Below are 20,772 nucleotides of genomic sequence, written 5' to 3'. Positions count from 1 at the left end.
GTGCCAGCCTCGCGCTTGCAAGGTGGATCCGGCTGGCATGATGATGCTGTGACCGCAAACCAAGACCCGGCATCGAGCCGGCACCAATCCGTAGCCCAAGGTGCGGCGGCCGCCGTCGAAACTTTGGAGTCGGCCCGTGCTGAACTGGCGGCCACCACCCTTCCGCTCGCCGTGCCGGAAGCCGAGGAAGCCCGCCAATGGATTCGCGAGTCCCTTGCGCAGCTCGACGACTACGTGATTCCCCGCTACAGAAGCCTGGAGGCTCCGCTGTTGGCCGTCGTCGGAGGTTCAACGGGTGCGGGCAAATCCACGTTGGTCAACGCGCTGGTGGGTTACCCGGTGACCCGGGCGGGCGCCATCAGGCCAACCACGCGCCAGCCCATCTTGCTCCACCATCCCGGGGATGCGGGGTGGTTTGAAGGCCACAGGATTCTTCCGAGCCTGGACCGCATCAAGGGCACTGTCTCAACGAGTCCTTTGCCGGCAAACCAGGCAGGTGCCGCCCCCGATGCGCAGGCCATCACGTCGTTGGTGCTGGTCGCCCATGCTGCGGTGCCCCAGGGAATCGCCCTCCTGGACGCGCCTGACGTCGACTCGATTTCCGATGACAACCGCAGGCTGGCTGGACAGCTGCTTGCTGCCGCTGACCTCTGGGTTTTCGTCACCACAGCGAACCGCTACGCCGACGCCGTACCCTGGCGCCTGCTCCTGGACGCGGCTTCGCGGGATATCACCGTAGCCGTGGTGCTGGACCGGGTGCCGGCTGCCGCTGAAGACGAAGTCAAGGCCGACCTTCAGTCAATGCTTGACCGGCAGGGGCTCGGGGCAGCGAAGCTCTTCGTCGTTCCGGAAAGCGACCTGGACGGGCTCGGGATGCTCCCCACGGAATCGGTGGCGCCACTGGGGCAGTGGTTGGCCGCCCTCGCCGCCAATGCGGCGGGAAGGGCGGACGTGGCCCGCAGGACATTCAACGGTGCCGTCAAGGCAGTCAGCGTCCGTTTGGAAGGAATTGCCAACGCTGCCGCGGAACAGGATGCCGCTGCGCATGAACTCCAGACAGTGTGCACCGCGGAGTATGAGCAGGCACTTTTGCGCATTCTTGATGCGACCAAGGATGGAGCATTGCTGCGCGGGGAAGTGCTGGCCAGGTGGCAGGATTTCGTAGGCACCGGCGAGTTCTTTAGGGCTGTCGAGCAGAACATTGGCCGCTTCCGGGACCGTGTGGGGGCTTTCTTCCGCGGCGAACCCGCCCCGGCGGTGAAGGTTGAGACCGCCATCGAAACCGGGCTGCAGGCCGTCATCCTGGATGAAGCTGCCAACGCAGCAGAGAACGTGGACAGGCGATGGCGTTCGGACCCCGCAGGCCGACAACTCCTCGGCGCCCATGACCTGTCCGGAACCAGCGACGACTTTGATGCAAAGGCTGCTGCTGCGATCCGGTCCTGGCAGGTGGGTCTGATGGAGATGATCCGTACACAGGGCCAAGGAAAGCGAACCCAAGCCCGGTGGTTGTCCTTTGGCGTCAACGGGCTTGGCGCAGCGCTGATGGTGGTGGTGTTCTCCATGACGGCCGGCCTGAGTGGTTTGGAGATCGGCATCGCAGGTGGAACGGCTGTGGTTGGCCAGAAGCTGTTGGAGGCAGTGTTCGGCGAGGACGCGGTGCGGCGCCTTGCCCAACAGGCACGGGATGACCTGCACACGCAGTGCCAAAGGCTTCTGGACGATGAGAAACAGCGGTTCCTGAACAGGCTTGAGGCCGCCCATCCAAGCTCCGGTAATGACCTGGCCCGGCACGCCAAGGCACTCGGCCGCCTGGCGGGAGCCGCATGAGCCGCCACAGCCAGGTCCGTGAATCTTCCCAGTTGCAGCGCCGCCTCGAATCGCTGAACACAGCCCGCGAACTCGCCGAAGGCGTGCTCCCGGACGCGGACCTGCAGTCTGTCTATGACGTCCTGGATCGGGCAACGGCGCGGCGGTCATTGTCCGCCGGACACACTGTGGTGGGCTTTTTCGGTGCAACCGGCAGCGGAAAATCGTCCTTGTTCAACGCCGTGTCTGGAAGCGGGCTCGCCACCGCGACGGCCCGACGACCCACGACATCCGCGCCGTTGGCAGGAATCTGGGGTGAAGACGGCAGCGGGCCGCTGCTCGATTGGTTGGACGTCAAGGAACGCCACACACTGCCGCCGGTTCCGGGGTTGGCTGATGAGGGCACTGGCCTGGTGCTCCTGGACCTGCCCGACTTCGACTCCACCCGGGTGGAAAACCGTGAGATCACCGAACGCATGGTTGGCATGGTGGATGTCCTGGTTTGGGTCCTGGATCCGCAAAAGTACGCCGACGCCGCCGTGCACAATGACTTCCTTCGGCCCATGGCCTCCCACGGCGCCGTTACCTTGGTTGTCCTGAACCAGGTGGACAAGCTCAGCGCCGCCGACGCCTCCGCCGTCATGGAGTCACTGGAGGGAATCCTTCAGCGTGATGGACTGGGAAAGGTCCGCGTTCTGGGCGCGTCGGCCGTAACTGGCGACGGCGTCCCGGCCGTCCGCGGGGCCATCAGGAACGTCGTAGTACAGCGGGAGGCAACAACCCAGCGCCTTGCAGCCGATGTAGCCAAGGCCGCCGCGGAACTCGCTCGTGCCTCCGGCGAAGGTGAAGCCCGGGGCATCAACGGACGGGCAAAATCCCGGCTCGCATCTGAACTGGCGACGGCGGCCAACGTACCTGTCGTGGTGGACGCCGTGCAGCGGTCGTTCCGGAGGGAATCGGCCCGCAGGACGGGTTGGCCTGTGACCCGGTGGCTGTTGCGCTTTCGACCGGACCCGCTTCGGCGACTGAACCTGGGCAAGCCGGATACCAGGCCTGAGCTCAGCCGGACCTCATTACCGCCTGCCGGCGCACCGGAGCGCGCGCGGACGGATGCGGCTGTCCGGGATTTTGTGGACGAGGCATCCACCGGAGCGCCGGGACCCTGGCGGGCAGCCATTCGGAGTGTGGCACGTGATGGCAGGGAACAACTGTCTGATGCTTTGGATCAGGCCATTGCCGGAACGGACCTGAAAGCGATGAAGCGTCCCTTATGGTGGGTGCTGTTCAATACCCTCCAATGGCTGGCACTACTCCTCGCCGTTGGCGGGCTGGGCTGGCTCGGCGTCCTGGCTGCCCTTGGGTACTTCCAGATGCCTGTGCCGGAGGTGCCACGGACGGAGGGCTGGCCCTGGCCGACATTGATGGTGGCCGGGGGAGTACTGCTGGGCATTGTGCTGGCCATTGCTGGCCGCATCGTAGGCGGTTGGGCTGCGAGGGCGCGGGCATCAGGGGCAGCGAAACGTTTGAAGTCCGCAGTGGCACGTGTTGCCGAGCAGCGCATTGTGGAGCCTGTCGACGTGGAGATCACGCGCTTGAAGGCCTTCAATGCGGCGTTGAAAGCGGCACGTTCGGCCTAGAGTGCTGCTGCGGCGTCCCGGACTTTGATGAGCGTGCGAAGGTTCCTGGTAGTGGTGCTGGCTTTGTAGCGTGCCTTGGCGGAGAGCTTGCTGAACGGGCTGTCCAAGGTTCCGCCTGCCGGTGCCAGCCAGGCGGAGGCTTCGGGGCCCAGGCGCACTTGTTCCACCCCGCCAAGGGCCGCGCCGGCCTCGAAAAGGTCGTCAAGCATTGCGGTATCGGAAGCAAGTGTGACGTAGCTATGCGTGGATTTGTCGTCGGCAGGGTAGGGGCAGGCGTGGACCAGTTCGGCAACCCTGGCGGCCGTGAGCACCACCACCCATGCGTCGTAGCCGAACGTCTTCCGGAGGCACTCTTCGAACCGGGCCTTGACGTCCTCGGCGCTGAGAGCACTCTGCAGCACAACGTTTCCGCTGGCCAGCAGGGTTTTGACCTTGGCAAACGGATAGTCATTAAGCGCTGTCCTGAGGTCAGCCATCTTGATGTTGATGCCGCCCACATTAATGCCGCGAAGGAACACCGCGTAGCTGTTCATGGTGAACCTAGTCGTTGTTCTTTCGGAGGGCCTCGGTCAGCACCCGGGCGGCGTTACAGACCACTTCGGCATGCAGTCGGCCCGGCTGGCGGGTGAGGCGCTCGATCGGACCTGAAATGGACACGGCCGCGATGACCCTGCCGGACGGGCCTCGAACGGGAGCGGAAACCGAGGCGACCCCAGGCTCGCGTTCGCCGAGGCTCTGACCCCAGCCCCGGCGTCGTACTCCTGCCAGGACGGTGGGCGTAAAGCGGGCGTTCTGCAGCCCCTCCAGGAGGCGGTCGTGATCTTCCCAGGCCAGCAGTACCTGGGCGGCGGAGCCGGCCTTCATGGAGAGTTGGGTGCCTACCGGAATGGTGTCGCGCAGGCCGATGGGGCGTTCTGCCGAGGCCACGCAAACACGCCAGTCGCCCTGCCGGCGGAAGATCTGGGCGCTTTCACCGGTTGCGTCACGCAGCTGGATGAGGACCGGGCCTGCCGAGGCGATGAGGCGGTCTTCACCGGCGGCGGATGCGAGCTCCACCAGACGGCTGCCGAGGACAAAACGTCCCTGGATGTCGCGGCTCACCAGCCGGTGATGAACCAGTGCCAGCGCGAGCCGGTGAACCGTGGGACGGGCAAGGCCCGTGGCCGCTACAAGTTGCGCGAGTGTCGTGGGCCCGGCCTCGAGTGCATCGAGTACCTGGGCCGCTTTATCAATGACACCGACTCCACTAGAATTGTCCATGTAATGATATTGCCGTCTCATTATCTGAGATGCAAGTTGTTTCACTGGCCTATTTCACGAGCCTGCTGCTTCAGTAGATGAAGAACAGTTCAAGTGGATGGCCTCCATCCAACCGCAGTGAAGGGAGCAAGGCCGTGGGAAAGACACTGGCCGAGAAAGTCTGGGATGCGCACGTCGTGCGCAAAGGCGAGGGCGAAGGAGCCAATGCCCAGCCCGACCTTCTCTTCATCGACCTGCACCTCGTCCATGAAGTGACGTCCCCGCAGGCATTTGAAGGCCTCCGGCTGGCAGGCCGGCCCTTACGCCGCGTTGACCTCACCATTGCCACTGAGGACCACAACACTCCCACGCTGGATATCGATAAGCCCATTGCCGATCTGACCAGCCGCACCCAGATTGAAACCCTGCGCGCCAACTGCAAGGAATTCGGCGTCCGCCTCCACTCCCTGGGTGACAAGGAACAGGGCATTGTGCACGTCGTGGGCCCGCAGCTGGGACTGACCCAGCCGGGCATGACGGTGGTATGTGGCGATTCCCACACCTCTACCCACGGCGCCTTTGGTGCGCTGGCCATGGGTATTGGCACCTCCGAGGTGGAGCACGTCATGGCCACGCAGACACTGTCCTTGAAGCCGTTCAAGACCATGGCCATCAACGTTGAAGGCACCCTGCGTCCCGGGGTCACGGCCAAGGACATCATCCTTGCCGTCATCGCCAAGATCGGCACCGGTGGTGGCCAGGGGTACGTGCTCGAATACCGTGGCTCCGCCATTCGGGCGCTGTCCATGGATGCCCGCATGACCATCTGCAACATGTCCATCGAAGCCGGTGCCCGCGCCGGTATGGTGGCTCCGGACCAGACCACGTACGACTACATGCAGGGCCGCCCGCATGCGCCCGAAGGCGCTGATTGGGATGCAGCCGTCGAGTATTGGAACACGCTCCACACCGACGCCGACGCCACCTTTGATGTTGAGGTGGACCTGGACGCGGACACACTGGAGCCATTCGTGACCTGGGGTACCAACCCCGGCCAGGGCGTCTCCCTTTCAGCGAAGGTTCCCTCCCCGGAAGATTTCGGTGACGAGAACGCCAAGGCCGCCGCCGAGCGCGCACTCCAGTACATGGGCCTGGAAGCCGGCACTCCCATGAAGGACATCCGTGTGGACACGGTCTTCCTGGGGTCCTGCACCAACTCCCGGATTGAGGACCTCCGCGTTGCCGCGGACATCATCCGCGGCCGTGAAAAGGACCCCAACATCCGCATGCTGGTTGTTCCCGGCTCAGCCCGTGTCCGCCTGGAAGCCGAAGCTGAAGGCCTGGACAAGGTCTTCAAGGAATTCGGTGCTGAATGGCGCTTTGCCGGCTGCTCCATGTGCCTGGGCATGAACCCTGACCAGCTTGAGCCGGGTGAACGGTGCGCATCAACGTCCAACCGCAACTTTGAGGGTCGCCAGGGCAAGGGTGGCCGAACCCACCTGGTCTCTCCTGTAGTGGCCGCAGCCACGGCCGTCCGTGGCACGCTGAGCTCGCCGTCGGACCTTGAGTCCGCTGCTGCAGGCACCCTGACCGGAATCGCAGTCTAGGAGGATCATCATGGAAGCATTCACTACCCACACCGGCATCGGAGTTCCGCTGCGCCAGAGCAACGTGGACACCGACCAGATCATCCCCGCCGTCTACCTCAAGCGCATCACGCGCACAGGCTTCGAAGACGCCCTGTTTGCCGCGTGGCGCAAGGACGAGTCCTTCATCCTCAACCAAGCTCCGTTCAACGCCGGCTCCGTGCTGGTGGCCGGACCCGATTTCGGCACGGGATCGTCCCGCGAGCACGCGGTCTGGGCCCTGAAGGACTATGGCTTCAAAGCCGTCCTGTCCTCCCGTTTCGCCGATATTTTCCGGGGTAACTCCGGAAAGCAGGGGCTCCTCGCAGCCCAGGTGGCACAGGACGACGTCGAACTGATCTGGAAGGTCCTGGAAAATCATCCGGGCACAGAGGTCAAGGTTGACTTGGTCAGCAAGACCGTGGAGTGCGGCAACATTGTGGCGCCGTTCGACATCGATGACTACACCCGTTGGCGCCTCCTGGAAGGCCTCGACGACATCGGCCTGACGCTGCAGCACGAAGAGGACATCACCGCCTACGAGGCCACGCGTCCTTCCTTCAAGCCGAAGACGCTTCCCGCGAAGGTTGACGCTGGATAGCTTGTTGTTGTGAGGCCGCAGCTCTGTGGCTATCGGACCGGTGGGCACCCTTGGGGACTGCCCGCCGGTCCTTTTTCGTCAACGTTCAACTGATACCTGAGACCTTTGCCGCAGGGTGCGTCCATTTCGGTTCGGTAACGCGAGCTTCTATGCTTAGCTGGAGCCTTTGTAAGTTTGGGGGGCGAGTAGTCGTGAGGAAACCGGTATAGATGAGTAGTGTTCTGACAATCCGCGGTGGCGTCCCGTTAACAGGACGAGTGACCGTTCGCGGTGCCAAGAACCTGGTGCCCAAGGCCATGGTGGCGGCGTTGCTGGGCAGTGAACCATCGGTGCTGAGGAACGTGCCGGAAATCAAGGATGTAGAGGTTGTCACCAGCCTGCTGCAGTTGCACGGCGTGACCGTCGCGAAGGACCCGGTAACGGGTGATCTCACCTTGGATCCAAAGGATGCCAAGACGGCCTCCAGCACAGCCATTGATGCCCATGCCGGCGATTCCAGGATTCCCATCCTGTTGTGTGGACCCCTGATCCACGCCATTGGCGAGGCCTTCATCCCGGATCTGGGTGGCTGCAAGATTGGCGACCGGCCCATTGACTACCACTTGAATGTTCTGCGCCAGTTCGGTGCAGTAGTGGAAAAGCGCCCTGGTGGTATCCACATCTCCGCCCCGCATGGTCTGCACGGAGCCAAGATCTCCCTGCCGTATCCCTCGGTTGGCGCCACCGAACAGGTCCTGCTCAGCGCAACGCGCGCGGAGGGCATTACCGAACTCATTGGGGCCGCCACTGAGCCCGAGATCATCGACCTCATTGCGGTCCTGCAGAAAATGGGCGCCATCATCAGCGTCCAGACTGACCGGACCATCAGGATTGAGGGCGTCAAGGACCTGCGCGGGTACAACCACCGCGCACTCCCGGACCGCAATGAGTCCGCTTCCTGGGCATCAGCTGCCTTGGTCACCCGGGGTGACATCTTCGTCGAAGGTGCGTCCCAGCGCGACATGATGACGTTCTTGAACACGTACCGCAAAGTAGGCGGCGGGATGGACATCGGCGACGACGGCATCCGCTTCTACCATCAAGGCGGCAAGCTCTCCCCGCTCGTCCTTGAGACGGATGTTCACCCCGGCTTCATGACGGACTGGCAGCAGCCCCTGGTGGTGGCCTTGACGCAGGCCGAGGGTGTGTCGATCGTCCACGAGACCGTTTATGAGAACCGGTTCGGATTTACTGATGCCCTGGCCCGGATGGGTGCCAACATCCAGGTGCACCGTGAGTGCTTGGGCAGCGTGCCCTGCCGCTTCGGGCAGCGGAACTTCCTTCACTCAGCCGTGATCTCGGGCCCTACACCCCTCCGTGGCACCGACATCGACATTCCTGATCTTCGCGGCGGTTTCAGCCACCTCATAGCGGCTCTTGCCGCCACCGGAACCTCCAGGGTCACAGGCATCGACATCATCAACCGCGGTTACGAGCGTTTTACCGAGAAGCTGGCCGGCCTCGGCGCCGATTTCGATATCACCACCACCAAGTAGCGGGGGATCCTTTGAAGGAATCGGCCAAGAGCCGTGCCACGTTCATTTTCCTGGCGGGCCTCGCGCGTCCGTTGATGAACATCCTGATGGCCAAGAAGTGGGAGGGAATCGAGAACCTTCCACGGGGTGGTTTCATCGCTGTGCCGAACCACTGCACCGAGATCGATCCCATCGTGATCGGACACATGGTGTACAACCAGAAGCGTCCGCCGCACTTCCTGGCGAAGACCGGCCTCTTCAAGGTCCCTGTCCTGGGAGCCCTGCTGCATGCCACCCGGCAGATTCCGGTTGAACGCTCGACGGCGGGAGCGAACCGTTCGCTTCAAGTTGCCAAAGAGGTGGTGGATGCCGGCGGTGCCATCATCATCTATCCCGAGGGAACCCTGACCCGCGACCCCGACCTTTGGCCTATGAAGGGACACACCGGGGCTGCCCGGCTTGCCCTGCAAACAGGTGCCCCTGTGGTGCCTATGGCGCACTGGGGTGCCCACGAAGTCTTCCCGCGCTATGCCAAGCGTTTTCACATTCTCCCGCGCAAAACCGTACGTGTCCTGATCGGGAAGCCGGTGGACCTCAGCGCCTTCAGCGACCGGCCGATGGACCGCGCCACCCTGACCGAGGCCACAGAAGTCATCATGGCAGCCATCACTGGACTTCTGGCCACACTGCGCAACGAGGCCGCCCCAGCTGAACGCTGGGATCCGGCTGTCCACAAACAGTCCAAGCACGGCCGCTTCGTTGAACGTGGATCAGAGGCGCCGGAACCTGAGGAAGGTAAATGACCATTCTCCAAGGCACTGTCCAAGCGCCGGACGTTGTGGCGGTTTTGGGTGCCGGATCATGGGGCACCACGTTTGCCAAGATCCTGGCGGACGCTGCAGCAGCCACGGGTACCGAACGAAGCATCCGGATCTGGGGCCGTCGCCCAGAAGTCGTGGAGCAGATCAATTCCCTGCATCGCAACGAGCAGTACTTGAAAGACATCGAGCTTCCAGGCTCCGTCTCCGCATCCACGGATGTGGCCGAGGTCCTCAAAGGCGCCACCCTGGTGGTCCTGGCGGTGCCGGCCCAATCACTGCGCCCGCAACTGGGTGAGTGGAAGCCGTTGCTGGCCCCAGATGCCGTGGTCGTATCCCTGATGAAGGGTTTGGAACTGGGCACTGACGCCCGGATGAGTGAAGTCATTGCCCAGGAGCTGGGGCTTCCTGCCTCCAGGGTGGCAGTGGTTTCAGGCCCCAACCTCGCGATGGAGATCGCCCGGGAGCAACCCACAGCGTCCGTGGTTGCCTGCAGCGACGCCGATACGGCCGCTGCGATTGCCCTGTGCTGCACCGCTCCCTATTTCCGTCCATACACCAGCACCGACGTGGTGGGTGTTGAGATCGGCGGGATCGTCAAGAATGTGATCGCGCTTGCCGTGGGCATTTGCGAGGGCCGGCAAATGGGTGACAACACCAAGGCTTCGGTGATTACGCGAGGACTCGCTGAGACCTCCCGGCTTGCGCTGGCCCTTGGCGGAGAAGCCCACACCATGGCCGGACTGGCCGGGCTTGGCGATTTGGTGGCAACATGTTCTTCGGCCCTGTCACGCAACCACACCGCTGGCCGTTTGCTCGGCGAGGGTCTCAGCCTGGAGCAGGTGGCCGAGCAGATGACGCAGACTGCCGAAGGCATCAAATCCGGCCCGGCCGTGCACGAGCTGGCTGGCAAACTGAACGTTGAAATGCCCATCACAGCGGCCGTGGTAGCGGTGCTGGAAGGCAGAATGTCCGTTGACGACCTGGGACCACGCTTGCTGGCCCGGGCCCTGAAGTCCGAAGGCGACTACTGATGGTGACAGATAACTCCACCCCTGCGGGCCGCCCCCGCGTAGCAATTCTCTTTGGCGGGCGCTCCAGCGAACACGCCGTCAGCTGCGTCACCGCGGCCGGTGTCATGGGGGCCATCGACAAGGACAAATACGAGGTCATACCCATTGGAATCGCCAAGTCGGGACAATGGGTCCTTGCTTCGGGAGATACCAGCCAATGGTCGTTGAGTTCCACAGCGCTTCCCGAGGTGGCGCCTTCGGGCAAGACCGTCACCTTGGCCGAAGTTGGTGGCGAACACCAGCTCATCGTGACCGAGCCCAATGCCGTTCCGCAGGAATTGGGTTCCGTGGACGTTGTGTTTCCCCTTCTTCACGGGCCCTGGGGAGAAGACGGGACCATCCAAGGCCTCCTGGAACTCTCCGATACCCGCTATGTGGGCGCAGGTGTCCTGGCGTCGGCTGTTGGCATGGACAAGCACTTCATGAAGGTGGTGTTCGAATCTGCCGGACTGGGCGTTGGACCGTACATTGCCGTCACGGACCGTGAATGGCTGACGGATGCGGAGGCCGTCCGGAAGCGCGTCGACAAGCTCGGATTCCCTGTCTTCGTCAAGCCGGCCCGGGCGGGGTCGTCCATGGGAATCTCCAAGGTCGATTCGATGGAGGGTCTCGACTCCGCCATTGAAGAAGCCCGCCGCCATGACCTGAAGCTGGTCATCGAAGCCGGAATTGTTGGCCGCGAGATCGAATGCGCAGTCCTGCAAGGACGCGGCACGGAGGCACCCCGGACGTCAATGCCCGGTGAAATTGCGGTGGCCGCCGGCGAGCACCAGTTCTATGACTTCGCGGCCAAGTACGTGGAGGACGGCGCCGCTGCGCTGAGCTGCCCGGCCGACATGCCGGACGAAGCGATCAGCCGTGTGCGCGAACTTGCCGCCGTGGCTTTCGACGCCGTGGGAGCCGAGGGCCTCAGCCGGGTGGACTTCTTCTACACCCCTGCCGGTGAACTGATCATCAATGAGATCAATACCATGCCGGGCTTCACACCCAAGAGCATGTACCCGCAAATGTGGGCGGCATCAGGCCTCGCCTACGGCGAGTTGATCGATGAACTGATTTATCTGGCACTGACCCGCAAGACGGGTCTTCGCTAGCAGCCAGGCGGCCTGCGGAACTGCTGCTACTTGCTGGTGGGCAGGTTCTGCAGGTCTTCCTGGCCTACGCACTTTCCCGTGGCCTTGATCTTGCCGACGGCTGCTGCGAGTTCGGTCAGGACTGTTGCGGAGCTGATGTTGGCGGTCTCCAACTTGGCCGGATCAATCAGGATCTCGGTGGCGGGCTCGCGGCCGAAAGTGGTCAGGGTGTAGACCGGATCGCCTTCCTTGATGACCCAGTCGATGTCATTGACACTGACGCAACGGTCTGTGGTGGGACCCGGTACGTTCACGCCGCACCGGAGGATGACCTGCGAAGGGTCACCCCATGCCGCGGTGGCCTGGCTGTTGGTCTTGCGGAGTGCTGCATCCCCGATCTGGTCCGGCAGGGCGACCATCATGGGGGCACAGGCAGGATTGGCGGCGTCTGTAGCAGCCGTGACGTCAACTGCGGGTGAACAAGCCGACAAAGCGAGGACGGAAGCTGAGGCCACGGAAACAGCCAGCGCAGTCCGGCGGAGGGTCATTTGATGCATCCATCCAGCCTATCCCGCGGGCACTGTCCACCGGATTTCGTGTATCCGTGGTCACATTGAAGATCCTCCCCTGGAGATGGGGGCGCGGCGTTATTCTGTCAGCGGATCGCGATAGCGTAGTGCAGTGCCCGCAGAACAGTTGAGTGCAGTGCCCGCAGAACAGTTGACCGTCCAAGACCTTTCGGAATCCGAGCTCCTTGCCAGGATTTTTCCGCGCCTGAACCGTAGTCCCGGCGTCTTGTTGGGTCCGGGAGACGATGCTGCCCTGATCGCGGCCCCGGACGGCCGAACGCTGATCTCCATCGATACCCAAACCCAGGACCAGGACTTCAGGCTGGAGTGGAACAACGGTTACCGGACCACCGGGTTCGACGTCGGCTGGAAGGCTGCAGCGCAAAACCTCAGTGACATCAATGCCATGGGCGGCCGGGCTACGTCCCTGGTAGTGAGCCTGACCATGCCACCATCGACGCCGGTGGAATGGGTGGAGGCGTTCGCCGATGGCCTCACGGCGGCGATTATCGGCTTGGGCGCTCCTGACTGCTCTGTCGCCGGGGGAGACCTCGGAAGGGGGCGTGAACTTACGGTGACTGTAGCCGTCATGGGAACACTGGGCGGAATGGCACCGGTGCTGAGGTCCGGGGCCACGCCGGGTGACGTCGTCGCGGTCGCAGGGACGTTGGGACGTGCAGGGGCCGGCTGGGCGCTGCTGGAAAGTAATGTCCCCTTGGAAAGCCTGACGCCGGAGCTGCGCGGATTGGTGGACAACCAGTGCCGTCCGCAGCCACCACTTGCCGCCGGACCACTGGCTGCGCAGGGCGGTGCCACCGCAATGTTGGATATTTCAGACGGCCTTCTCCGCGACGGCAGCAGGTTGGCTGCGGCAAGTCAGGTGGTCCTGGATTTTGATCCGGAGGCCTTAAGGATCCACGCGCTGCCCTTGGAACCGGCAGCAGCATTGCTGGGCCGGGACGCCATGCCTTGGGTCCTCGGCGGGGGAGAGGACCACGGATTGCTCGCTACGTTCCCAGCAGGAATTCAGCTGCCGCAGGGGTTCACTGCGATAGGCTCAGTTCAAGCCGTTGTCGGGCCGCCAGGCAGCGGCGTCCGGGTTGCCGGGCAAGCTGCTGACACCGTTGGATGGGATCACTTTGCAGACTAAGATCGCCGCGAATGCGCACGCCATGAAACGTTGGCTCGGCAAGGCGGAAGTGGTTCTTGGCAACCACAGCGACCGCCTCAATGCGATCAACATCTTTCCGGTGGCTGACGGTGATACCGGCACCAACCTGTATCTCACGGTTCGGGCGGCTGTATCCGCCCTTGACGGCGATGGGCCGGAAACGAGCGAAACCGGACACGACGTCGGCGCGGTTTTGTCGCGTGCCGGGCAGGCAGCCATGGAGCAGGCCCGGGGAAACTCGGGCACTCTCTTTGCTGTCTTCCTGTGTGCCGCCGCTGAGCCGTTGGCTGGCAAATCACGCCTTAGCGCGCCGCTTCTCGCCACTGCCCTGAACAGGGCCCAGATCCGGGCCTGGTCCGCGTTGAGCGAACCTGTAGCCGGGACCATGCTCTCGGTCCTGGAGGCAGCTGCCCATGCTGCACAGGCCGTGGACGCATCCCACAACGCCGACGACAGCAACCATGCACTGGGCCTGGCACTCGATGCCGTAGTGGAAGCTGCCTTCCAGGCCGTGGTTCGCACTGAGGACGAGCTCGCACAACTGCACGAAGCCCACGTCGTTGACGCTGGTGGCGTTGGCATGCTGCTTGTCCTGGACTGCCTCCGGTCAGCGGTCCTGGGTGAGGAGCTCCAGGACGAACTCCTGGACGGCCTCCATGGCTACAAACTGCAGGATCCCCACATCCATGAGCACATGCCGGCCGATGACGGCGTGGAAGTCATGTGTACCATCAACCTCTCTCCGTTGAATGCAGCTATTTTGCGGCAGCGGTTGGATGAGATGGGCGATTCGGTCATCATGAGCCAGGTGGGAGGTGCCCAAAACCAGGATGACGACGACGAATCGACGGTGGAAGTCAGCTACCGGTGGAGGGTCCATGTCCACGTCCCTGACCCGGAGCCGGCAGTAGCCCTTATCCGCTCGCTGGGCGAGCCCACGGACATCGCCGTCAGCCAGTTGGCCCTGGCCCGCGGCAACACGCAGGATTCGGCTGCACAGGATCCAGCCGAGGATCACGAGCCCAGCATTACAGGCCAGTCACGGCATGATTACTGAGCTGGAACTACCCCTCGAGCGGAGAATCGGCAAGCGTTCGGCAGCGGTCATCGAAAAGCACCTGGACCTCAAGACCACAGGTGCCCTGCTGAACTACTTTCCGCGCCGGTATCTGAGCCGCGGTGAGCTGACCCCTATCAGCAATCTGCCGCTGGATGAAGAAGTCACCCTCATTGCACGTGTCCTGTCCAACAGCACGCGCCAAATGCGGGCCCGCCGTGGTTCCATCACGGACGTGGTGGTGACGGACGAGGCCGGGGGAAGCGGCGTTCCTGGCACTTTGAAGGTCAGCTTCTTCAATGGATTCCGGGCCAAGGCAGAACTCCTTCCCGGCCGACGCGCAATGTTCTCGGGCAAGGTAAGCCGCTATGGCGGAGCGCTCGGCCTGACCAACCCGGACTTCCTGCTGCTGGACGAGGATCCGGCGGCGGATGGCTCCGTGGACCCCGAAAAGCTTGCAGCGATGCCCATCCCGGTCTATCCGGCAACGGCCAAGCTGACCAGTTGGTCCATCCACAAAGTGATTACTGCCTTGCTCCAGACTGTGGACCTTGATGCATTGGCGGACCCTCTTCCTTCGAGCATCGTCCAGAGGGACGGGTTGCTCAGCGTCGCTGAGGCGTACCGCTTGATCCATTCACCTGAGACCTCCAAGGATTGGCAACGGGCCCAGGAGCGCTTTCGGTACCAGGAAGCCCTCGTGCTGCAAACGGCCCTGGCCCGCCGCCGCGCTCAGCTTGCAGCGGAGGAAGCCACCGCACGCCGGCCCAGAGTGGGTGGTTTGCTCAACAAGTTTGATCAGAACGTGCCCTTTACGCTGACCGCCGGCCAATCCGCCGTCGGAAAGACACTTGCTGAAGAACTTGCCAGGGACGCACCCATGAACCGGCTGCTGCAGGGCGAAGTGGGTTCCGGCAAGACCATTGTTGCTTTGCGCGCCATGTTGCAGGTGGTTGACGCAGGCGGCCAGGCTGCGCTCCTGGCGCCTACCGAGGTGTTGGCGGCCCAACACTTCCAGTCCATCCGCAGGACTTTGGGGTCGTTGGCGGGCGATCATGTTTTCGGTGGCGCAGGGATGCTCGGCGGGGACTCGTCGCCGGACTCCGTGCAAGTGACACTCTTGACGGGCTCCATGCCCACTGCGGCGCGCAAGCAGGCAATGTTGGATGCGGCCTCCGGAAATGCCGGAATCGTGATCGGCACCCACGCGTTGCTGAGCGATAAGACGAGCTTCCAGGACCTCGGTTTGATCGTGGTTGATGAACAACACCGTTTCGGCGTGGAGCAACGTGATGCCCTCCGGGCCAAAGCGCAGAGGCCACCCCATCTGCTGGTCATGACTGCCACCCCTATTCCGCGCACGGTGGCGATGACGGTTTTCGGTGACCTTGAGACCTCCATCCTCGATGAGCTTCCTGCCGGGCGCGCACCCATTTCCACGCACGTGGTGGGACTCGTGGAGAATCCCGGGTGGGTGGACCGCATTTGGAAGCGGTCGCGCGAAGAAGTCGAATCGGGCCACCAGGTGTACGTGGTGTGTCCCAAAATCGGAGACGACGACGACGGTGACTTCAGCCCGGGCGAAGCGGAACCCAGCGACGCCGACCTCGCAGACGAAGGGTCGGCGCGGGAGCTGGCGTCGGTGACGGCCGTCGTCGAAAGTTTGCTGCAGGAGCCGGCGCTGGCGGGTGTTCCAGTGGCTCCGCTCCATGGCCGGCAGGACCCGCAACTGAAGTCCGAGACCATGGCATCGTTCGCAGCCAACCAGACCAAGGTGCTCGTTTCCACCACTGTGATTGAGGTGGGTGTGGATGTGCATAACGCCACTTTGATGGTGATCCTGGACGCCGATCGCTTTGGAATTTCGCAACTTCACCAGCTCCGCGGCCGGGTGGGCCGTGGAGGACTGCCGGGTACCTGCCTGTTGGTGACCACGCTGGAACCCGGACACCCGAGCCGCCGGCGGCTTGAAGCAGTTGCCTCGACCACTGACGGCTTTGAACTCTCACAGGAAGACTTGAAGCTCCGCCGCGAAGGCGACATCCTGGGTGCTTCGCAATCCGGTGGGCGCTCCACGCTCAAGTTGCTCCGCGTCCTTGACCACGAGGACATCATTGCCCGCGCGCGTTCGGATGCCCAAAGCCTTGTGGCAGAGGACCCTGCCCTGCAACACCAGCTGGCACTTGCTGCGGCAATCGACGAATACTTGAACCCCGAAAAGGAGGCGTTCCTTGAACGCGGTTAGTCATCCAAGGGCCGTCCACAGCCACGTGGACCCCATTCATGGAGTGTGCCTGTGAGCCGGATCATTGCCGGGGTGGGCGGCGGAAACCCGCTCACCAGCGTCCCCGGAACCGCTACCCGGCCCACCACGGACAGGGTGAAGGAAGCGCTGTTTTCGCGTTTGGAATCCTTGGCGGCCATTGACGACGCCCGGGTCCTGGACCTTTATGCGGGCTCGGGTGCCTTGGGGATTGAAAGCGCCAGCCGGGGTGCCCGCACCGTGGATCTCGTGGAGTTCGATGCCAAGGCAAGCGACGTGTGCCAGCGCAATGCCGATTTGGTCAACCAGCTTTTGGGCGGCAGGAAGGTCTCGGTCCATCGCTCCAAGGTGGAATCCTTCCTGGAACGCGCGGGGGACGCTGACGTGTGGGATCTGGTCTTCCTTGATCCGCCCTACCCCTTGGACGAACCGGCCCTGAGCGCGGTGCTCGCAAAATTGGCGCCCCACGTGGATGAGGGCGCCGTCATTGTGGTGGAACGAAGTTCACGCAGCCCCGAACCAGAGTGGCCTGAGTCCTTGGAATGCTTCGCGGACAAGAAGTATGGCGAGACCAAACTCTGGTTCGCTGAACCGGCCTGACAGGCCAAGCAACCCCGCTAGCCGGTTATCCGGTCCAGGTCCATGCCGGTGAGGACGGTGGCTGGATGCGGACCCCGCGCCAGAAGCTCTGTTGTCCACTCCGGCGGCCACTGCCCGCGGGTGCCTACCAGGATGATGTTGCCCGGATAACGGCCTGCGAACATTCCCGTTTCAGCAAAGGCGGCGACGTCAGGCATGGATTCGCGCATGGCCGCCACCTGGCTGCGTACCAGTGTCAGCGCAGGTTCATCGCCCACGTTGATGATCAACACCCCATGGGGCTGCAGCCGCGCCGCAGCTTCTTCGTAGAACTCCCTGCAGGCAATGTGCGCCGGGGCCTCAGGCCCGGAAAAGATGTCGAGAATCACGACGTCGAACAGCACCTTGGCGGGAAGCTCCGCCAAGGCATCGCGTGCGTCGCCAATATGGGTGTGCAGTGTGGTGCCCTCAGGCATGGGCAGTTTTTGCAGCACGAAGTCCAGGAGTTCGCGTTCGAGTTCAACCGCGTACTGTTCAGAGCCCGGGCGCGTGGCCTCGATATAGCGGGCAAGTGTGAGCGCGCCTGCGCCCAAATGCAGGGCTCTGATGGATGTTCCTGGTTCAGCGGCCAGGTCCACCACATGGCCGATCCTCCGCAAGTACTCGTAGAAGATCTCGCTTGGTTCCGTGAGATTCACGTGTGATTGCTCGGCGCCGCCGATGCTGAGGACGAAGCTGCCCTCAATGAGGGAGTCAGGTTCGATGGTGGCGTGTTGCCCCGTCGTCCGGAGGAAGCGCCTGGCGTAGTGCTGGCCGGAGCCTGCGGGATTCAGAGCCGGTCCTTGAGCGTTGCCAGGCGGCTGGCGGCTTCTTCCAGGACATCAGTCTTCTTGCAGAAGGCAAACCGGAGCAGGCTCCGTGTCCGCTCGGCTCCTTCAGGGTGGCAGAAGACGGGAACGGGAATGGCTGCCACGCCAACAAGGCCCGGCAGGCGCCGTGCTAGGTCCACGGAATCACGGATGCCCAGCGGTGCTGTGTCCACGTTGATGAAGTAGGTACCGCTGGGGGTGTACACACCGAACCCTGCTGCGCGCAGCCCTTCGGCCAGGATGTCGCGTTTGTGGTGGAGCGTCGTGGCGATACCCGTGTAGAACTCATCGGGAAGGCCGAGGCCCACGGCAATGGCGCTCTGGAAGGGCGTGCCGGAGCTGTAAGTCAGGAATTGCTTCACGGTACGTACGGCCGAGACCAGGTGTTCCGGTCCGCTGAGCCAGCCTATTTTCCAGCCCGTGAAGGAGAAGGTCTTTCCGGCGGAGGAGATGGTGATGGTCCGTTCCGATGCCCCCGGCAGGGACGCAATGGGGATGTGGGCCACGCCAAACGTCAGGTGCTCGTAGACTTCATCGCTGACAATGATGGCGCCGTATTTGGCGGCCAGTTCCACGATCCTGGACAGGACGCCTTCGGGGAAAACGGCACCTGTGGGGTTATGCGGGTTGTTCAGCAGGACGATTTTGGTGCGGCTGCTGAAGGCGCTTTCCAATGCCGGAAGGTCAGGAAGGAAATCCGGGGCCAGAAGGGGAGCGGTGACGTGGGTGGCACCTGCCATCCCGATAATGGCCCCGTAGGAGTCGTAGAAGGGTTCGAAGGTCAGTACTTCGTCGCCAGGCTGGGCGAAGGCAAGCAGAGTGGCGGCGATCGCTTCCGTGGCGCCGGTGGTGACAAGGACTTCAGTGTCCGGATCCGGGGTCAGCCCGTAAAAGCGCTGCTGGTGTGCCGCGATGGCCTCCCTGAGGGCGGGAACGCCTTTGCCGGGTGCGTACTGGTTTGCCCCGGATTCAATGGCAGTCCGGGCTGCTGCCTTGATCTCGTCGGGTCCGTCTTCATCGGGGAAGCCTTGGCCCAGGTTGATGGCGCCGGTGGAGAGTGCCAGCGTGGTCATCTCCTCGAAGATGGTCACTCCCAGCCCTCCCTCAGGCGAGAGCAGGTTGGCTCCGATGGCAGCCCGTTGCCAGGGTGCTGGACCGGCGTCCGGGGTGGTGCCTGCGCTGATATCTAGGGAGGGGCTGCTGCCTGCGGATGCCATGTCAGCCATGGTATCCCGGTGAAGCTATGGGGTAGGTTCGTCTCATGAGACGCGCGGTTTGCCCTGGATCCTTTGACCCTATCCACAATGGACACCTCGAAGTCATTGCCCGGGCCGCGGGCTTGTTTGACGAAGTCATTGTGGCCGTGTCCACCAATTACGCCAAGAAGTACCGGTTCAGCCTCGAAGACCGGATGGAGATGGCCCGCGAAACGCTGGCCTCGCTTCGCGGGATAATCGTCGAGCCGATGGGTGAAGGACTGTTGGCGGAATACTGCCGGCACAGGGGCGTCTCGGCCATCGTCAAGGGCCTCCGTTCGTCCTCGGATTTCGACTACGAGTTGCCGATGGCCACGATGAACCGCCAGTTGGCCGGAGTGGAGACCGTCTTCCTCCCGGCGGAAGCACACTACGTCCACCTGTCCTCCACCCTCATCAAAGAGGTCAACGTTCTGGGAGGGGATATCTCTGATTTTGTCCCCAAATCCGTGCTGAAGCGGCTGCTCGCTGGCGAGCCGCCAACGGAACACCCGCGCAAAGGGTAAGCTTGACGGGTACCTCGCGCCCTTATGCGGAGTGCCCCAAGCTGAAACCACGTGCATTTGCGCGCGCCCGGCGTCGGTTTGAGTCCTCAAGCGTGATCAGGCTAAGATGGTACGTCGGTCATATGTTCTACAGGAGTTCTCATTAAGCGAGATGCAAGTTCGCCCTTGGCGCTGGTAGTCAAGGACCTTGGACGCAGTCCAGGGACCATGCGGACACTCAACGAGCATGTACCTGCGCCAAGTGACCTTGGTGTGGCGCTCATTGGCGTAAAGGAAGGCTCGGATATCGAGCTGGATCTTCGTCTTGAGGCCGTACACGAAGGAATTCTGGTATCTGGAACCGTGGACGTCGAAGTAACTGGCGAATGCGGTCGATGCCTGGATCCCCTTGCGTATGACCTTGAGGTCAATGTGCAAGAACTTTTCTTCTACGAAGGCGTTGAGCTTTCGGGTGAAGGAGACGATGAAGAGCAACGTCGAGTCGAGTACGATCTGATCGATCTTGAGCCGGTGTTGCGGGACGCAGTTGTCACTATGCTGCCGTTCCAGCCGGTGTGCCGGGAAGACTGCCAGGGTCTGTGTTCCGAATGCGGAGCGCGCCTGGAAGACGAGCCGGGGCACCACCACGAGGTCATTGACCCTCGCTGGGCTGCCCTAGCTGATCTGGCTAAGACTGACCGGCAAACCGATTAGTAAGTGTTCGTCTAAGAGAGAAATGAGATAGCCGTGGCTGTTCCCAAGCGGAAAATGTCTCGCGCAAATACACGCGCCCGCCGTGCCCAGTGGAAGGCAACTGCCCCCAACTTGGTCAAGACCATCGAAAACGGTCAGGTTACCTACAGCCTGCCGCACCAGGCAAAGGTCGTTACTGACTCTGCCGGCACCGCGCTGTTCCTTGAATACAAGGGCCGCAAGGTCGCAGACGCCTAATCTGCCGTACAGGCTGACAAAGGATGTCTTCAACTGAAGAGCTTCTGAAGCGGGGGGGGGGGGGGGGGGTGGGCCCCGGCCGCGGGGGGGGGGGGGGCACAACCGACGAAACGGGGTAGGACAGCGGGGGGGGGCCCCCCCCCCCCCCCCCGGGGGCCCGCCGGCGCCCCCGCGGGGGGGGGG

General features: G+C 63.0%; 20 protein-coding genes. 15 read left to right on the top strand and 5 right to left on the bottom strand.

Annotated features, from left to right (window positions below; translation table 11 throughout):
- Positions 1-48: 48 nt before the first annotated feature.
- Positions 49-1,830 carry a dynamin family protein gene (locus LN996_RS08380; RefSeq protein WP_231339949.1) on the top strand — a complete coding sequence of 594 codons (1,782 nt, stop codon included), beginning with the start codon at positions 49-51 and terminating at the stop codon, positions 1,828-1,830.
- Complete coding sequence (locus LN996_RS08375; RefSeq protein WP_231339948.1) at positions 1,827-3,446, top strand: GTPase; 1,620 nt, start codon at positions 1,827-1,829, stop codon at positions 3,444-3,446. Before LN996_RS08380 ends, LN996_RS08375 begins: the two co-directional genes overlap by 4 nt.
- On the opposite strand, the gene LN996_RS08370 is transcribed toward LN996_RS08375, so the two are convergent.
- Positions 3,443-3,979 carry a DUF1697 domain-containing protein gene (locus LN996_RS08370; RefSeq protein WP_231339947.1) on the bottom strand — a complete coding sequence of 179 codons (537 nt, stop codon included), beginning with the start codon at positions 3,977-3,979 and terminating at the stop codon, positions 3,443-3,445. The two genes, LN996_RS08375 and LN996_RS08370, sit on opposite strands and share 4 nt — an antisense overlap.
- A 7-nt stretch (positions 3,980-3,986) precedes the next feature.
- Complete coding sequence (locus tag LN996_RS08365; protein WP_014922101.1) at positions 3,987-4,706, bottom strand: IclR family transcriptional regulator; 720 nt, start codon at positions 4,704-4,706, stop codon at positions 3,987-3,989.
- A 134-nt stretch (positions 4,707-4,840) separates the two neighbouring features.
- Between LN996_RS08365 and leuC the strand changes: the two genes are divergently transcribed.
- The 6 genes from leuC to LN996_RS08335 all read left to right on the top strand — a co-directional run bounded on the left by leuC (position 4,841) and on the right by LN996_RS08335 (position 11,410).
- On the top strand, positions 4,841-6,292 hold the full coding sequence (gene leuC, locus LN996_RS08360; protein ID WP_231339946.1) for a 3-isopropylmalate dehydratase large subunit: 1,452 nt from the start codon (positions 4,841-4,843) through the stop codon (positions 6,290-6,292).
- A gap of 10 nt (positions 6,293-6,302) precedes the next feature.
- The gene (gene leuD, locus LN996_RS08355) at positions 6,303-6,911 is read left to right on the top strand and encodes a 3-isopropylmalate dehydratase small subunit (RefSeq protein ID WP_231339945.1); all 609 of its coding nucleotides are present in this window, start codon (positions 6,303-6,305) and stop codon (positions 6,909-6,911) included.
- Positions 6,912-7,120: 209 nt separating this feature from the next.
- Positions 7,121-8,446 (top strand): UDP-N-acetylglucosamine 1-carboxyvinyltransferase, encoded by a 1,326-nt coding sequence (gene murA / locus LN996_RS08350; RefSeq protein ID WP_159702251.1) that lies wholly within the window; start codon positions 7,121-7,123, stop codon positions 8,444-8,446.
- Between the two features lie 11 nt (positions 8,447-8,457).
- A complete protein-coding gene (locus LN996_RS08345; RefSeq protein ID WP_231339944.1) occupies positions 8,458-9,228 on the top strand; it encodes a 1-acyl-sn-glycerol-3-phosphate acyltransferase in 771 nt (256 codons plus the stop codon).
- Positions 9,225-10,277: an NAD(P)H-dependent glycerol-3-phosphate dehydrogenase gene (locus LN996_RS08340; protein ID WP_231339943.1), complete on the top strand. Its 1,053-nt coding sequence runs from the start codon at positions 9,225-9,227 to the stop codon at positions 10,275-10,277. Before LN996_RS08345 ends, LN996_RS08340 begins: the two co-directional genes overlap by 4 nt.
- Positions 10,277-11,410 carry a D-alanine--D-alanine ligase family protein gene (locus LN996_RS08335; protein ID WP_231339942.1) on the top strand — a complete coding sequence of 378 codons (1,134 nt, stop codon included), beginning with the start codon at positions 10,277-10,279 and terminating at the stop codon, positions 11,408-11,410. The genes LN996_RS08340 and LN996_RS08335 overlap by 1 nt, the downstream gene beginning before the upstream one ends.
- A gap of 26 nt (positions 11,411-11,436) precedes the next feature.
- Here LN996_RS08335 and LN996_RS08330 read toward each other — a convergent pair whose 3' ends face one another.
- Entirely contained in the window at positions 11,437-11,946 is a 510-nt protein-coding gene (locus tag LN996_RS08330; RefSeq protein ID WP_231339941.1) for a DUF3515 domain-containing protein, read from the bottom strand.
- Between the two features lie 124 nt (positions 11,947-12,070).
- Between LN996_RS08330 and LN996_RS08325 the strand changes: the two genes are divergently transcribed.
- From LN996_RS08325 to rsmD, 4 genes are read left to right on the top strand one after another with little or no spacing between them, the layout of a single operon-like run.
- Positions 12,071-13,108 carry a thiamine-phosphate kinase gene (locus LN996_RS08325; RefSeq protein WP_231339940.1) on the top strand — a complete coding sequence of 346 codons (1,038 nt, stop codon included), beginning with the start codon at positions 12,071-12,073 and terminating at the stop codon, positions 13,106-13,108.
- A gap of 22 nt (positions 13,109-13,130) precedes the next feature.
- On the top strand, positions 13,131-14,186 hold the full coding sequence (locus LN996_RS08320; RefSeq protein ID WP_231339939.1) for a DAK2 domain-containing protein: 1,056 nt from the start codon (positions 13,131-13,133) through the stop codon (positions 14,184-14,186).
- Positions 14,176-16,431, top strand: coding sequence for an ATP-dependent DNA helicase RecG (locus LN996_RS08315; protein WP_231339938.1), 2,256 nt, complete (start codon positions 14,176-14,178; stop codon positions 16,429-16,431). The genes LN996_RS08320 and LN996_RS08315 overlap by 11 nt, the downstream gene beginning before the upstream one ends.
- A gap of 51 nt (positions 16,432-16,482) precedes the next feature.
- Entirely contained in the window at positions 16,483-17,049 is a 567-nt protein-coding gene (rsmD, locus tag LN996_RS08310) for a 16S rRNA (guanine(966)-N(2))-methyltransferase RsmD (protein ID WP_231339937.1), read from the top strand.
- Positions 17,050-17,066: 17 nt separating this feature from the next.
- On the opposite strand, the gene LN996_RS08305 is transcribed toward rsmD, so the two are convergent.
- Together LN996_RS08305 and LN996_RS08300 are read right to left on the bottom strand one after the other, a co-directional pair.
- On the bottom strand, positions 17,067-17,726 hold the full coding sequence (locus LN996_RS08305) for a spermidine synthase (protein ID WP_231339936.1): 660 nt from the start codon (positions 17,724-17,726) through the stop codon (positions 17,067-17,069).
- 131 nt (positions 17,727-17,857) lie between these two features.
- The gene (locus LN996_RS08300) at positions 17,858-19,123 is read right to left on the bottom strand and encodes an aminotransferase class I/II-fold pyridoxal phosphate-dependent enzyme (protein ID WP_231339935.1); all 1,266 of its coding nucleotides are present in this window, start codon (positions 19,121-19,123) and stop codon (positions 17,858-17,860) included.
- A gap of 35 nt (positions 19,124-19,158) precedes the next feature.
- Here LN996_RS08300 and coaD point away from each other — a divergent pair, with 35 nt between their 5' ends.
- From coaD to rpmF, 3 genes are all read left to right on the top strand, one after another.
- A complete protein-coding gene (gene coaD, locus LN996_RS08295; protein WP_231339934.1) occupies positions 19,159-19,659 on the top strand; it encodes a pantetheine-phosphate adenylyltransferase in 501 nt (166 codons plus the stop codon).
- 165 nt (positions 19,660-19,824) lie between these two features.
- Positions 19,825-20,352 carry a DUF177 domain-containing protein gene (locus LN996_RS08290; protein ID WP_231339933.1) on the top strand — a complete coding sequence of 176 codons (528 nt, stop codon included), beginning with the start codon at positions 19,825-19,827 and terminating at the stop codon, positions 20,350-20,352.
- A gap of 33 nt (positions 20,353-20,385) precedes the next feature.
- Positions 20,386-20,589 (top strand): 50S ribosomal protein L32, encoded by a 204-nt coding sequence (gene rpmF, locus LN996_RS08285; RefSeq protein ID WP_011775139.1) that lies wholly within the window; start codon positions 20,386-20,388, stop codon positions 20,587-20,589.
- The last annotated feature ends 183 nt before the right edge of the window (positions 20,590-20,772 follow it).

The sequence above is a fragment of the Arthrobacter sp. AK01 genome, from assembly GCF_021109375.1.
Lineage (GTDB): Bacteria > Actinomycetota > Actinomycetes > Actinomycetales > Micrococcaceae > Arthrobacter.
The sequence above is the reverse complement of the archived record's forward strand: the minus strand, read 5'-3'. Positions and strand labels throughout refer to the sequence as shown.